Origin of the sequence: Citrobacter sp. C13, assembly GCF_014596815.2 — a bacterium.
Classification (GTDB): domain Bacteria; phylum Pseudomonadota; class Gammaproteobacteria; order Enterobacterales; family Enterobacteriaceae; genus Citrobacter; species Citrobacter portucalensis.
The window spans coordinates 443281-457334 of record NZ_CP115024.1 but is presented as its reverse complement, the minus strand read 5'-3'; the positions used below and the strand labels follow the sequence as shown (position 1 = coordinate 457334).

At 50.4% G+C, this 14054-nt stretch carries 12 protein-coding genes and 1 pseudogene; 12 read left to right on the top strand and 1 reads right to left on the bottom strand.

Annotated features, from left to right (window positions below; genetic code table 11):
- Positions 1-225 precede the first annotated feature (225 nt).
- The 10 genes and pseudogenes from accB (at position 226) to IB222_RS02215 (ending at position 8450) form a co-directional block, all read left to right on the top strand.
- Complete coding sequence (gene accB / locus IB222_RS02260; protein ID WP_003025210.1) at positions 226-696, top strand: acetyl-CoA carboxylase biotin carboxyl carrier protein; 471 nt, start codon at positions 226-228, stop codon at positions 694-696.
- Between the two features lie 10 nt (positions 697-706).
- A complete protein-coding gene (accC, locus tag IB222_RS02255; protein WP_003828838.1) occupies positions 707-2056 on the top strand; it encodes an acetyl-CoA carboxylase biotin carboxylase subunit in 1350 nt (449 codons plus the stop codon).
- Positions 2057-2163: 107 nt separating this feature from the next.
- The gene (locus tag IB222_RS02250; RefSeq protein ID WP_016154721.1) at positions 2164-2406 is read left to right on the top strand and encodes a YhdT family protein; all 243 of its coding nucleotides are present in this window, start codon (positions 2164-2166) and stop codon (positions 2404-2406) included.
- Positions 2396-3847, top strand: coding sequence for a sodium/pantothenate symporter (panF, locus tag IB222_RS02245; protein WP_148361415.1), 1452 nt, complete (start codon positions 2396-2398; stop codon positions 3845-3847). The genes IB222_RS02250 and panF overlap by 11 nt, the downstream gene beginning before the upstream one ends.
- An 11-nt stretch (positions 3848-3858) precedes the next feature.
- A complete protein-coding gene (gene prmA / locus IB222_RS02240) occupies positions 3859-4740 on the top strand; it encodes a 50S ribosomal protein L11 methyltransferase (protein ID WP_003025221.1) in 882 nt (293 codons plus the stop codon).
- A gap of 128 nt (positions 4741-4868) precedes the next feature.
- A pseudogene (locus IB222_RS02235) lies at positions 4869-5644 on the top strand (carbonic anhydrase family protein).
- A gap of 298 nt (positions 5645-5942) precedes the next feature.
- On the top strand, positions 5943-6908 hold the full coding sequence (gene dusB, locus IB222_RS02230; RefSeq protein WP_032934195.1) for a tRNA dihydrouridine synthase DusB: 966 nt from the start codon (positions 5943-5945) through the stop codon (positions 6906-6908).
- Positions 6909-6933: 25 nt separating this feature from the next.
- The gene (gene fis / locus IB222_RS02225; protein WP_000462905.1) at positions 6934-7230 is read left to right on the top strand and encodes a DNA-binding transcriptional regulator Fis; all 297 of its coding nucleotides are present in this window, start codon (positions 6934-6936) and stop codon (positions 7228-7230) included.
- A gap of 88 nt (positions 7231-7318) precedes the next feature.
- Positions 7319-8203 (top strand): adenine-specific DNA-methyltransferase, encoded by an 885-nt coding sequence (gene yhdJ, locus IB222_RS02220; RefSeq protein WP_008785971.1) that lies wholly within the window; start codon positions 7319-7321, stop codon positions 8201-8203.
- Between the two features lie 82 nt (positions 8204-8285).
- Complete coding sequence (locus IB222_RS02215; RefSeq protein ID WP_003025279.1) at positions 8286-8450, top strand: DUF2556 family protein; 165 nt, start codon at positions 8286-8288, stop codon at positions 8448-8450.
- 46 nt (positions 8451-8496) lie between these two features.
- Here IB222_RS02215 and envR read toward each other — a convergent pair whose 3' ends face one another.
- Entirely contained in the window at positions 8497-9153 is a 657-nt protein-coding gene (gene envR, locus IB222_RS02210; protein ID WP_149385013.1) for an acrEF/envCD operon transcriptional regulator, read from the bottom strand.
- A gap of 412 nt (positions 9154-9565) precedes the next feature.
- Between envR and IB222_RS02205 the strand changes: the two genes are divergently transcribed.
- Both IB222_RS02205 and IB222_RS02200 read left to right on the top strand, forming a co-directional pair.
- Positions 9566-10726 carry an efflux RND transporter periplasmic adaptor subunit gene (locus IB222_RS02205; protein ID WP_149385014.1) on the top strand — a complete coding sequence of 387 codons (1161 nt, stop codon included), beginning with the start codon at positions 9566-9568 and terminating at the stop codon, positions 10724-10726.
- Positions 10727-10737: 11 nt separating this feature from the next.
- Positions 10738-13851: an efflux RND transporter permease subunit gene (locus IB222_RS02200; RefSeq protein ID WP_149385015.1), complete on the top strand. Its 3114-nt coding sequence runs from the start codon at positions 10738-10740 to the stop codon at positions 13849-13851.
- Positions 13852-14054: the final 203 nt, after the last annotated feature.

Below are 14054 nucleotides of genomic sequence, written 5' to 3'. Positions count from 1 at the left end.
GGGTGACAATCGCATATTGAAGGTATATTTTGTCTTTTACCCGAAAATGGCAGAAGATAGCCGCACAATGACTAACAAGTCTGGCAATCTCACTTAATGGCAGCAGCACTCAGTGCAGCGCCTGAGATGCGTGGCATCTTGTCACTCACTGTTATAAAAATGCTATACAGACGGCGGTAAAACGCTTGTCACAATCTCACTAAACAAAGAGTACGGAACCCACTCATGGATATTCGTAAGATTAAAAAACTGATCGAGCTGGTTGAAGAATCAGGCATCTCCGAACTGGAAATTTCTGAAGGCGAAGAATCTGTACGCATCAGCCGTGCAGCGCCAGCTGCAAGTTTTCCGATGATGCAACAGGCTTATGCTGCACCAGTGATGCAGCAACCAGCTCTGTCTAACGCTGTCGCACAAACTGCCTCTCCAAGTATGGAAGCTCCGGCAGCAGCGGAAATCAGTGGTCACATCGTACGCTCCCCAATGGTTGGTACGTTCTACCGCACCCCGAGCCCGGATGCTAAAGCGTTCATCGAAATCGGACAGAAAGTGAATGCGGGCGATACCCTGTGCATCGTTGAAGCCATGAAAATGATGAACCAGATCGAAGCCGACAAATCCGGCGTAGTTAAAGCGATTCTGGTAGAAAGTGGTCAACCGGTAGAATTTGACGAGCCGCTGGTCGTCATCGAATAACGAGGCGAACATGTTGGATAAAATTGTTATCGCCAACCGCGGCGAGATTGCCCTGCGTATTCTTCGTGCCTGTAAAGAACTGGGCATCAAGACTGTCGCTGTGCACTCAAGTGCGGATCGCGATTTAAAACACGTATTGCTGGCGGATGAGACGGTCTGTATCGGCCCGGCTCCGTCCGTAAAAAGCTATCTGAACATCCCGGCTATCATCAGCGCCGCTGAAATCACCGGCGCGGTGGCAATTCACCCGGGCTATGGCTTCCTCTCTGAGAACGCCAACTTTGCTGAGCAGGTAGAGCGTTCTGGCTTTATCTTCATCGGCCCGAAAGCCGACACCATCCGCCTGATGGGCGACAAAGTGTCTGCAATCACCGCGATGAAGAAAGCGGGCGTACCGACAGTCCCAGGCTCTGACGGCCCGCTGGGCGATGACATGGACGCTAACCGCGCTCATGCTAAACGCATCGGCTACCCGGTTATCATCAAAGCCTCCGGCGGCGGCGGCGGTCGCGGTATGCGCGTCGTGCGCAGCGATGCCGAACTGGCACAATCCATCTCCATGACCAAAGCGGAAGCGAAAGCCGCTTTCAATAACGATATGGTCTACATGGAGAAATACCTGGAAAACCCACGCCACATTGAAATTCAGGTGCTGGCAGACGGTCAGGGTAACGCGATTTATCTGGCAGAACGTGACTGCTCCATGCAGCGTCGTCACCAGAAAGTCGTCGAAGAAGCACCAGCGCCGGGCATTACACCGGAACTGCGTCGCTACATTGGCGAGCGTTGCGCCAAAGCATGCGTTGATATCGGCTATCGCGGGGCGGGTACTTTTGAGTTCCTGTTTGAAAACGGCGAGTTCTACTTCATTGAGATGAACACCCGTATTCAGGTTGAGCACCCGGTAACCGAAATGATCACCGGCGTTGACCTGATCAAAGAGCAGCTGCGCATCGCAGCGGGACAACCGCTGTCCATCAAGCAGGACGAAGTTGTGGTTAAAGGCCATGCGGTAGAATGCCGTATCAACGCCGAAGACCCGAACACCTTCCTGCCAAGCCCGGGCAAAATCACGCGTTTCCACGCGCCGGGTGGCTTTGGTGTGCGTTGGGAGTCCCATATTTACGCAGGCTACACTGTACCTCCGTACTATGACTCAATGATCGGTAAGCTGATCTGCTATGGCGAAAACCGCGACGTCGCTATCGCCCGTATGAAAAACGCATTGCAGGAACTGATCATCGACGGTATCAAAACCAACGTTGATCTACAGATCCGCATCATGAATGACGAGCATTTCCAGCACGGTGGAACCAATATCCACTATCTGGAGAAAAAACTCGGACTTCAGGAAAAGTAAGCGTGCGTTAACCGAAAAGGCCGGAAATTCCGGCCTTTTGTTTTTCTCCCCTCCCGCACGTGCCATAAGGTACAATCCCCGCTTTCTTTATCCACAAGGGACAAAAAATGGACGCTCGTTTTGTTCAGGCCCATAAAGAGGCGCGCTGGGCGCTGTGGCTAACCCTTTTATATCTGGCCACATGGTTAGTGGCCGCTTACTTACCTGATTCAACGCTGGGTTTTACCGGCTTACCGCACTGGTTCGAAATGGCCTGCCTGTTAACGCCGCTGGTTTTTATCGTGCTGTGCTGGGCGATGGTAAAGTTTATCTATCGCGACATTCCGTTGGAGGATGACGATGCAGCTTGAAGTTATTTTACCGCTGGTCGCCTATCTTCTGGTGGTATTCGGTCTCTCTGTTTATGCCATGCGTAAGAGAGTTACCGGTACCTTCCTGAATGAATATTTCCTTGGCAGCCGCTCCATGGGCGGGGTCGTGTTAGCGATGACGCTAACGGCAACCTACATTAGCGCCAGCTCGTTTATTGGCGGTCCTGGTGCCGCTTACAAATACGGACTGGGATGGGTGCTGCTGGCGATGATCCAGTTGCCTGCCGTCTGGCTGTCGCTGGGTATTCTCGGCAAGAAGTTCGCGATTCTGGCACGCCGTTATAATGCTGTTACCCTCAACGATATGCTATTTGCGCGCTACCAGAGCCGCCTGCTGGTATGGCTGGCAAGCCTCAGCCTGTTGGTCGCGTTTGTCGGGGCAATGACCGTACAGTTTATTGGCGGCGCACGTTTGCTGGAAACCGCAGCGGGTATCCCCTACGAAACCGGTCTGCTGATTTTTGGCGTCAGTATTGCATTGTATACGGCGTTCGGCGGATTTCGCGCCAGTGTACTGAACGACACCATGCAGGGCATGGTGATGCTGATTGGTACTATCGTTTTGCTGGTCGGCGTCGTTCATGCTGCCGGTGGCCTTAGCAATGCGGTGGTAACCCTGCAGGCTATCGACCCTAAACTGGTCTCGCCGCAGGGCGCTGATGACATTTTGTCACCCACGTTTATGACCTCATTCTGGGTGTTAGTATGCTTCGGCGTGATTGGCCTGCCGCATACGGCGGTACGCTGCATCTCTTATAAAGACAGTAAAGCGGTACACCGCGGCATTATCATCGGCACCATCGTAGTGGCGATCCTGATGTTTGGTATGCATCTGGCGGGTGCCCTGGGACGGGCGGTAATCCCTGACCTGACGGTACCGGATCTGGTTATCCCTACGCTGATGGTCAAAGTCCTGCCGCCGGTCGCTGCCGGGATTTTCCTCGCCGCGCCCATGGCCGCGATCATGTCGACGATCAATGCCCAATTGCTGCAAAGTTCCGCTACGATCATTAAGGATCTGTACCTGAACCTTCGCCCGGAACAGCTGGAAAACGAAACCCGGCTGAAGCGCATGTCGGCAGTGATTACCCTGCTGCTGGGCGCGTTACTGCTGCTGGCCGCCTGGAAACCGCCAGAGATGATTATCTGGTTGAATCTGCTGGCGTTTGGCGGGCTGGAAGCCGTTTTCCTGTGGCCGCTGGTGCTGGGCCTCTACTGGGAGCGGGCAAACGCGTCAGGCGCATTGAGCGCGATGATTGTCGGCGGCGTGCTTTATGCTCTACTCGCCACCTTTAACGTTCAGTTCCTGGGCTTCCACCCAATCGTGCCCTCGTTACTGATAAGCTTGCTGGCTTTCCTGATAGGCAACCGTTTCGGTTCCGCCGTCCCGCAAGCCGCCATATTGACTACTGATAAATAAAGAGTTTTGCCATGCCATGGATCCAACTGAAACTGAACACGACCGGTGCCAACGCTGAAGAGTTGAGCGATGCGCTGATGGAAGCGGGCTCCGTTTCCATTACTTTCCAGGATACGCATGATACGCCGGTGTTTGAACCTCTGCCGGGCGAGACTCGCCTGTGGGGTGATACCGACGTTATCGGCTTGTTCGATGCAGAAACCGACATGAAAGAAGTGGTTGCCATCCTGGAACAGCATCCGCTGCTGGGTGAAGGCTTCGCGCATAAAATCGAACAGCTCGAAGACAAAGACTGGGAACGCGAATGGATGGATAACTTCCACCCGATGCGCTTTGGTGAACGTCTGTGGATTTGCCCAAGCTGGCGCGATGTCCCGGATGAGAATGCTGTCAACGTGATGCTGGACCCGGGTCTGGCATTTGGCACAGGCACGCACCCCACTACCTCTCTGTGCCTGCAATGGCTGGACGGTCTTGATCTTAACGGTAAAACGGTTATCGACTTTGGCTGCGGCTCCGGCATTCTTGCCATTGCGGCACTGAAGCTGGGTGCGGCGAAAGCCATTGGCGTGGATATCGACCCGCAGGCGATTCAGGCCAGCCGTGATAACGCCCAGCGTAATGGTGTTTCTGAGCGTCTGGAGCTTTATCTGCCGAAAGACCAGCCAGAGGCGATGAAAGCCGACGTGGTGGTCGCCAACATCCTTGCTGGCCCATTACGTGAACTGGCTCCGTTAATCAGCGTACTGCCCGTTGAGGGCGGTTTGCTGGGGCTTTCTGGTATTCTTGCCAGCCAGGCGGAAAGCGTCTGTGAAGCCTATGCCGATCTCTTTACGCTCGATCCGGTTATCGAGAAAGAAGAGTGGTGTCGCATTACCGGCCAGAAAAAATAATCCCTTCCGGCGTGGTTATCTGACCACGCCATTTTCAGACAATTGACCAGCATACCGACACTTTCCTCAGCGATATAATAATCAATTGATTTTGTTATTTTTTATATTGAGTTTCGTTGAGTAAACGTATGCGTTTCAACTGTTTTACAACAACTTTGCTGGCAGCATGCATGATGCCACTGACCACGCTGGCCGTACCATGGGGATATACCGAAGAAAACGGCCCCGCACGATGGGGAGAAATCAGCAAAGCGTATGCAACGTGCCAGACAGGCATAAACCAATCCCCCATAGACATCCAGACCACCACAACCAGTAAACTCGGTCTCCCCGCGCTAAACATGCAGTACGTCGATGGCCCAACTAGATTTCGGAGCATTAACCATACGTTGCAAGCAACGATGAGTAGTTACGCATCTAATTCTATTGAAATTGATGAAACGCTTTATTATTTAAAACAATTTGATTTTCACGCCCCGAGTGAACATACCCTCAACGGTAAAACCTATCCGCTGGAGATGCAGTTGCTCCACAAAAATCAATCCGGAGACATTGCTATTGTGGCGGTTATGTTTGACGTGGGTGAACAGAACCAGGCGATTCAAAATTTGTGGGAGTCCTTTCCAACCATGGAGGACAGCAGCATGGACATCTTCTCGCCGGTCGATATCCACCAGCTTTTACCCGACAATAAAACCTACTGGCGCTACCGTGGTTCGTTAACAACACCTCCCTGACCGAAGGCGTCACCTGGTCTGTCCTGAAAACGCCTGTTGCTCTTTCTGCCGAACAGTTGGATAAATTTCACTACATTGTTGGGCCAGCAAACAATCGCCCGCTGCAGCCGTTGAATGAACGCAAGATTACGGACAGCTATTCTGGGGATACCGAGATCCTGTACTAAAATGAGGTAGCGATCACACAATGACGAGGTAATTTGCTGATTAATTCAGCAGAATATCTTGTCAGTACCGTCTGCAGCTGAAGAAAAAATGAGAAGTTACGCAAAATTATATGTGTATATAAAATCGACACATTTTTATAATGCGATGATTTATATGATTAAATATTTTCATGCGTTCACATTTACGGCAATTCATTGATCCACCTCAGTGGATTGGTCAAAGTTTGGCCTTTCATCTCGTGCGAAAAATGCGTAATATACGCCGCCTTGCAGTCACAGTATGGTCATTTCTTAACTCATGCGCATCGGACAATACCAGCTCAGAAATCGCCTGATCGCAGCACCTATGGCTGGCATCACTGACAGACCATTCAGGACGCTGTGCTATGAGATGGGAGCCGGATTGACAGTATCCGAGATGATGTCTTCTAACCCGCAGGTTTGGGAAAGTGACAAGTCTCGTTTACGGATGGTGCACGTTGATGAGCCAGGAATTCGCACGGTGCAAATTGCCGGTAGCGACCCTGTTGAGATGGCCGATGCCGCACGTATTAACGTGGAAAGCGGCGCCCAGATTATTGATATCAATATGGGGTGTCCGGCTAAAAAAGTGAATCGCAAGCTCGCAGGTTCAGCCCTCTTGCAGTACCCGGATTTAGTGAAATCGATACTAACCGAGGTCGTCAATGCAGTGGACGTTCCTGTCACACTCAAGATTCGCACCGGCTGGGCTCCGGAACACCGTAACTGCGTAGAGATTGCCCAACTGGCTGAAGACTGTGGCATTCAGGCTCTGACCATTCATGGACGCACCCGCGCCTGTTTGTTCAATGGAGATGCTGAGTACGACAGTATTCGGGCAGTTAAGCAGAAAGTTTCCATTCCGATTATCGCGAATGGCGACATTACTGACCCGCATAAAGCCAGAGCTGTACTCGACTATACGGGGGCGGATGCCCTGATGATAGGACGTGCAGCTCAGGGAAGACCCTGGATCTTTCGGGAAATCCAGCATTATCTGGACACTGGGGAGCTGCTGCCCCCGCTGCCTATGGCAGAGGTGAAGCGCTTGCTTTGTGCGCACATTCGGGAACTGCACGACTTTTATGGTCAGGCAAAAGGGTACCGAATTGCGCGTAAACACGTATCCTGGTATCTCCAGGAACACGCTCCGGATGACCAGTTTCGGCGCACATTCAACGCCATTGAAGATTCCAGCGAACAGCTGGCGGCGTTGGAGGCATACTTCGAAAATTTTGCGTAAACAGAAATAAAGAGCTGACAGAACTATGTTCGAACAACGCGTAAATTCTGACGTACTGACCGTTTCTACCGTTAACTCTCAGGACCAGGTAACTCAAAAGCCCCTGCGTGACTCGGTTAAACAGGCACTGAAGAACTATTTTGCTCAATTGAATGGTCAGGATGTGAATGATCTCTATGAGCTGGTACTGGCTGAAGTAGAACAGCCCCTGTTGGACATGGTGATGCAATACACCCGCGGTAACCAGACCCGTGCTGCCCTGATGATGGGCATCAACCGTGGTACGCTGCGTAAAAAACTGAAAAAATACGGCATGAACTGATACTAATCAGTTAAATGTTTGTTTTAAAAGGCGCTACTCGGCATGGGGAAGCGCCTTTTTTATTGACGTCACACGGGAGGCTTTGGCGATGAACGCGAGATGTGAACCTGTCTATTTTGGCGATGAATCTAAAAAGATAATCCTGGGTGACGCGCTAACTGAACTGAAAAAACTGCCGTCTGAAAGTGTCGAACTCATTTTTGCTGACCCTCCTTATAACATCGGGAAAGACTTTGACGGGATGGTGGAATCCTGGGACGAAGAGGCCTTTCTGGCGTGGTTGTTTGAGTGCATCGACGAGTGCCATCGCATCCTCAAACCACACGGCACCATGTACATCATGAACAGTACGGAGAACATGCCGTACATCGACCTCAAATGCCGCCCGCTTTTTACCATCAAGAGTCGTATCGTGTGGTCATACGATAGCTCAGGGGTACAAGCCAAAAATTACTTTGGTTCGATGTATGAACCGATCCTGATGATGGTAAAAGATCAGAAAAACTATACATTTAATCGTGACGATATTCTGGTTGAAGCCAAAACTGGCGCTAAACGCGCGCTAATAGACTACAGAAAAAACCCGCCGCAGCCATACAATCAGAAAAAAGTGCCGGGCAATGTCTGGGAGTTCCCACGCGTACGCTATCTGATGGACGAATACGAAAACCACCCCACCCAGAAACCCAAAGCCCTCCTGGAGCGTATAATTCTGGCGTCCTCGAACCCAGATGACAAGGTACTCGATCCGTTCGCCGGCAGCTTCACCACCGGTGCTACCGCCGTGGAATTGGGTCGCAAGTTTGTCGGGATTGAGATCAATACTGAATACGTAAAAATGGGGCTCAGAAGACTGAGTATCGGTTCTCATTTTTCAGAAATTGAGCTTGCCAAGGTGAAAAAACGTAAGACAAAAAACCTGTCTAAAAAGAGTCGATTGACGGCAAAGAGTGGCGATCTTTCAACAAAGTAAAGGCATTGTAAGTCTGCTTTTCAGCTTAAAAATTTCGTGTATATTCCCTGCACGCTTGGGCATGAATACACAGGGTTTAGGAATGATTCGCAAGTATTGGTGGCTGGTTGTTTTTGCGGTCTTCGTTTTTCTTTTTGATGCGCTGCTCATCCAATGGATAGAGCTGATGACAACAGAGCACGACAAGTGCCGGAATATGAACTCAGTGAATCCCCTTAAGCTGGTCAACTGCGTCGACCTCGAATAGCACCTCAGGTAATGCTTCGACAGCCGTCAGCCTCTGGCGGTAAAAACTATCCGACCTGGTTTTCACTCTGCATTAATTGCATGACGCTACCGTCTGGGCTTAACATTTTTAGTACATTATCAACTAATACTGGAGCTTGCCCATATAGATCATAACTCACTGGATTCATTAACCAGTTTTTTATAATTCCGCTAAAACTACCGTGCAGAATAATGATGATGACATCTAAATCAAGAGTGGTGGCAATCAGATTGTCATCTACACACTTTTGCAGGGAATCACGAATGCTTTGATGACTGATACCTATTTTATCGCGAATAGTCTGCTCAGATATCATATCGTTATGAAATTCACACTTATGATATAAAATCTGCATTAATGCCTGCTGACGAGGGTTCTCTGCAATATATTGTAACCCCACCACAAACTTTTCTCGCAATCGCTGTAAAGGGTTATCACCCCAACGACCAATTAGCTTGTCCTGAATCAGATCGCGTAAAGGTGGTTGTTGTAACCATAGCTCATTAAACAGTTGAGTTTTATTTTCGAAATGCCAATAGAGCGCGCCACGCGTCACGCTGGCGGCATCCGCAATGTCGTTTAGCGTCGTATTGCTTACGCCACGTGCGGCAAACTGTACAATTGCTGTTTCTATCAGGTTCTGCCGCGTTTTGAGGGCATCAGCTTTCGTTTTTCTGGCCATGGTCCCGACTGTCTGAGGTAGAGTAGAGAATGATTAATTTTCTTATCTAATATTTGCGATACGGAACAAATGTATCACTTAGCATTTATTTAAACGAGTTCTAAAAAATATTATTACGGACTTCGCACACGAATAAACAAAACGAATACCAACAACAAATATATTCATAAACCAAATGCTTATTTCAATTTGTGTTTATGCGAATCATTGTATTGCTATTAACACCACAATGAAACAGCTGTCGATTAATCTTTTTTTGCTTTTACGTGCCGTGTATCGCGCCCATAAATAAGTATTGCTTACATCGCAAGCTAATAATTTGTAGGATAGCCAACTATTATTTTTCTTGTGCGCGTTATCGCCCCTGCGTTACCCGGTTAATAACGAGCGTTCGGTTTTTTAAGGAATAGAAATGACGAAAAATGCCAGGTTTTCACTCCTGCCCTCATTCATCATCGTCTCCGCAGCATTACTCGCCGGTTGTAACGATCAGGGAGAAACACAAGCTCATCCCACAGAACCGCAGGTGACTGTCCATGTCGTCGAAAAGGCTCCTTTAGCCGTAACGACCGAATTACCCGGGCGCACAACGGCATTCCGAATTGCAGAAGTTCGTCCCCAGGTCAGCGGGATAGTGCTTAAACGGAATTTCACTGAGGGAAGCGATATTGAATCCGGACAGTCACTTTATCAGATCGATCCCGCGACTTATCAGGCTGACTATGACAGCGCCAAAGGTGAACTGGCGAAGAGTGAAGCGGCTGCTGCAATCGCGCATTTAACGGTAAAACGCTATGTGCCGTTGGTTGGCACCAAGTACATCAGCCAGCAAGAGTACGATCAGGCAATTGCTGATGCCCGTCAGGCCGATGCCTCCGTGATCGCGGCAAAAGCGGCGGTCGAAAGCGCGCGTATCAATCTGGCCTACACCAAAGTGACATCGCCAATTAGCGGACGCATCGGTAAATCTAACGTCACCGAAGGCGCATTAGTCACGAATGGCCAGGCTACAGAGCTTGCTACCGTTCAACAACTCGATCCCATTTACGTCGACGTAACACAGTCCAGCAACGACTTTATGCGCCTCAAACAGTCCGTTGAGCAAGGGAGCCTGCATAAAGACAGCGCCAGCAGTACAGTCGAACTGGTGATGGAAAATGGTCAGTCATACCCACTAAAAGGCTCTTTGCAGTTTTCTGATGTGACGGTTGATGAAAGCACCGGCTCAATCACCCTCAGAGCCGTGTTCCCTAACCCGCAGCACACGCTGTTGCCGGGCATGTTTGTGCGCGCACGCATTGATGAAGGCGTCCAGCCGAATGCCATTCTCGTTCCGCAGCAGGGGGTAACGCGTACGCCTCGCGGCGATGCCACCGTAATGGTCGTTAACGACAAGAGTCAGGTTGAGTCTCGCGCAGTCGTTGCCACACAAGCTATTGGTGACAAGTGGCTCATTAGTGAAGGCCTGCAACCGGGTGACAAAGTTATCGTGAGCGGCTTACAGAAAGCACGTCCAGGCGTTCAGGTTAAAGCAACCGCCGATACCGAAACCCCTGCCACGAAAGCCCAATAAGGTAACCGGACATGGCTAACTTTTTTATCAGGCGTCCTATCTTTGCCTGGGTATTGGCTATCATTCTGATGATGGCGGGTGCTCTGGCAATCATGCAACTGCCCGTGGCACAGTACCCGACCATTGCGCCTCCTGCGGTCGCTATTTCTGCCACCTACCCTGGTGCGGATGCACAGACGGTTCAGGATACAGTCACACAGGTTATCGAACAGAATATGAATGGTATCGATAACCTGATGTATATGTCCTCCACCAGCGACTCGGCCGGGAGTGTGACTATTACGCTGACTTTCCAGTCCGGTACCGATCCCGATATCGCGCAAGTGCAGGTGCAAAATAAACTGCAGCTCGCCACTCCGCTACTGCCGCAAGAAGTTCAGCAGCAAGGGATCAGCGTCGAGAAATCCAGCAGCAGCTTTTTGATGGTCGCGGGCTTTGTTTCTGACAACCCACAAACCACACAGGATGACATTTCCGATTACGTCGCCTCGAACGTTAAAGACTCAATCAGCCGTCTGAATGGCGTGGGTGACGTGCAGCTGTTTGGTGCACAGTACGCCATGCGCATCTGGCTGGATGCAAACTTATTGAATAAATATCAGCTCACGCCGGTTGATGTGATCAATCAGTTGAAGGTACAGAACGATCAGATTGCCGCAGGTCAGTTAGGGGGGACGCCTGCATTACCTAACCAGCAGCTGAACGCTTCTATCATTGCGCAAACGCGACTGAAAGACCCTGAAGAGTTCGGCAAAGTGACTTTACGCGTGAACAGCGATGGTTCGGTTGTTCACCTGAAAGACGTCGCGCGTATCGAGTTGGGTGGAGAAAACTACAACGTCGTGGCGCGTATTAACGGTAAGCCTGCATCCGGCCTTGGGATCAAGCTGGCAACCGGGGCAAACGCGCTGGATACCGCTAACGCTATTAAAGCCAAACTGGTTGAACTGCAACCATTCTTCCCGCAGGGAATGAAGGTGGTCTACCCGTACGATACGACACCGTTCGTGACCATCTCAATTCATGAAGTGGTAAAAACGCTGTTTGAAGCGATCGTGCTGGTGTTCCTGGTCATGTATTTGTTCCTGCAAAACATCCGGGCAACGCTCATTCCGACCATCGCCGTACCTGTCGTATTGTTGGGCACATTTGCCGTGCTTGCTGCGTTTGGCTACTCAATAAACACCCTGACGATGTTCGGCATGGTGCTCGCCATCGGTCTATTGGTCGATGATGCGATAGTGGTGGTGGAAAACGTAGAACGCGTGATGATGGAGGATCATCTGCCGCCCAAAGAGGCGACGGAAAAATCCATGTCACAAATACAGGGAGCACTGGTTGGTATTGCTATGGTGCTGTCTGCGGTATTTATCCCGATGGCCTTCTTTGGCGGTTCAACCGGGGCTATCTATCGGCAGTTCTCCATCACCATCGTTTCCGCCATGGCGCTTTCTGTACTGGTCGCGCTGATCCTGACCCCTGCGCTTTGTGCAACGCTGTTGAAGCCGGTATCGGCTGAGCATCACGAGAAAAAAAGCGGTTTCTTTGGCTGGTTTAATACCAAATTCGATCACAGCGTCAATCACTACACCAATAGCGTCAGCGGTATTGTGCGTAAAACCGGGCGTTATCTGGTCGTCTACCTGATAATCGTCATCGGAATGGCGGTTCTGTTTATGCGCCTGCCGACCTCCTTCCTGCCAGAGGAGGATCAGGGTGTGTTTATGACAATGATTCAACTTCCGGCAGGCGCTACGCAAGAGCGCACCCAGAAAGTACTGGATCAGGTTACTCAGTACTACCTGACCAATGAGAAAGCTAACGTCGAAAGCGTCTTCACGGTTAACGGTTTTAGCTTCAGCGGTCAGGGGCAAAACTCAGGTCTGGCATTCGTTAGCCTCAAGCCCTGGGATGAACGTAGCGGCGAGAAAAATAGTGTTGAAGCGGTCATTGCACGCGCCACACGCGCGTTCAGCCAGATCCGCGATGGGTTAGTCTTCCCCTTCAATATGCCCGCTATTGTTGAACTGGGTACCGCAACCGGCTTCGATTTTGAGTTGATCGATCAGGGCGGTCTGGGGCATACGGCGTTGACGCAAGCGCGTAACCAACTGCTGGGGATGGTGGCTAAACACCCCGATCTGTTGGTTCGCGTTCGTCCTAACGGACTGGAAGATACTCCGCAGTTTAAGCTGGATGTTGATCAGGAGAAAGCACAGGCGCTGGGGGTATCGCTGTCGGATATCAACGAAACTATCTCCGCATCACTGGGCGGCTATTACGTTAACGACTTTATTGACCGTGGCCGCGTGAAGAAAGTTTACGTCCAGGGAGATGCAAAATACCGCATGCTGCCAGCGGACATCAATAATCTGTATATCCGCAGCGCCAATGGCGAAATGGTTCCGTTCTCTGCGTTCAGTGCATCACATTGGATTTATGGTTCACCGCGACTGGAACGTTACAACGGTATGCCATCCATGGAAATACTGGGCGAAGCAGCACCTGGCAGAAGTACCGGTGAAGCAATGGCGCTGATGGAAAGTCTGGCGGAAAAACTGCCAAACGGTATTGGTCATGACTGGACGGGGATGTCCTATCAGGAAAGGCTGTCGGGTAACCAGGCGCCTGCGCTGTATGCCATCTCGCTAATCGTTGTCTTCCTTTGCCTTGCCGCATTGTATGAAAGCTGGTCTATTCCTTTCTCGGTGATGCTGGTTGTACCGCTCGGTGTTGTGGGCGCATTGTTAGCAGCATCACTGCGTGGGATGAATAACGACGTGTATTTCCAGGTTGGCTTACTAACCACTATCGGCCTCTCGGCTAAGAACGCTATCCTGATCGTCGAATTTGCCAAAGACCTGATGGATAAAGAAGGCAAGGGGTTGATTGAAGCGACGCTGGAGGCATCGCGTATGCGTCTTCGTCCTATCCTGATGACATCCCTGGCCTTTATTCTGGGGGTTATGCCTCTGGTTATCAGTCACGGAGCAGGTAGTGGTGCGCAGAATGCGGTCGGTACAGGTGTTATGGGAGGAATGCTGACCGCAACATTGTTGGCTATCTTCTTCGTCCCCGTCTTCTTTGTTGTCGTAAGACGGCGTTTTAGTCGGCACAACGATTAATTTGTAAAATAAAGGCGTCTACGGACGCCTTTTTCACCTACGATGCTCCTCTTTATTTATTAGTAAGATAGCCATTTATTTCATTTAAACTATCCCTCTAAACTCGCCTGCAACCTTTCTTTTTATCCATTATTTTTACAATCCACATGAATTGAGATTATTCCTCATGTCAGTCCTTTTTTAAGAAGTGGTAAAATAATCAC

Coding starts and splice junctions, on each gene's coding strand:
- IB222_RS02200 (WP_149385015.1), top strand. CDS start 10,738: ATGGCTAACTTTTTTATCAGGCGTCCTATCTTTGCCTGGGTATTGGCT.
- accB (WP_003025210.1), top strand. CDS start 226: ATGGATATTCGTAAGATTAAAAAACTGATCGAGCTGGTTGAAGAATCA.
- IB222_RS02250 (WP_016154721.1), top strand. CDS start 2,164: ATGGACGCTCGTTTTGTTCAGGCCCATAAAGAGGCGCGCTGGGCGCTG.
- yhdJ (WP_008785971.1), top strand. CDS start 7,319: ATGAACGCGAGATGTGAACCTGTCTATTTTGGCGATGAATCTAAAAAG.
- IB222_RS02205 (WP_149385014.1), top strand. CDS start 9,566: ATGACGAAAAATGCCAGGTTTTCACTCCTGCCCTCATTCATCATCGTC.
- dusB (WP_032934195.1), top strand. CDS start 5,943: ATGCGCATCGGACAATACCAGCTCAGAAATCGCCTGATCGCAGCACCT.
- prmA (WP_003025221.1), top strand. CDS start 3,859: ATGCCATGGATCCAACTGAAACTGAACACGACCGGTGCCAACGCTGAA.
- accC (WP_003828838.1), top strand. CDS start 707: ATGTTGGATAAAATTGTTATCGCCAACCGCGGCGAGATTGCCCTGCGT.
- fis (WP_000462905.1), top strand. CDS start 6,934: ATGTTCGAACAACGCGTAAATTCTGACGTACTGACCGTTTCTACCGTT.
- IB222_RS02215 (WP_003025279.1), top strand. CDS start 8,286: ATGATTCGCAAGTATTGGTGGCTGGTTGTTTTTGCGGTCTTCGTTTTT.
- panF (WP_148361415.1), top strand. CDS start 2,396: ATGCAGCTTGAAGTTATTTTACCGCTGGTCGCCTATCTTCTGGTGGTA.
- envR (WP_149385013.1), bottom strand. CDS start 9,153: ATGGCCAGAAAAACGAAAGCTGATGCCCTCAAAACGCGGCAGAACCTG.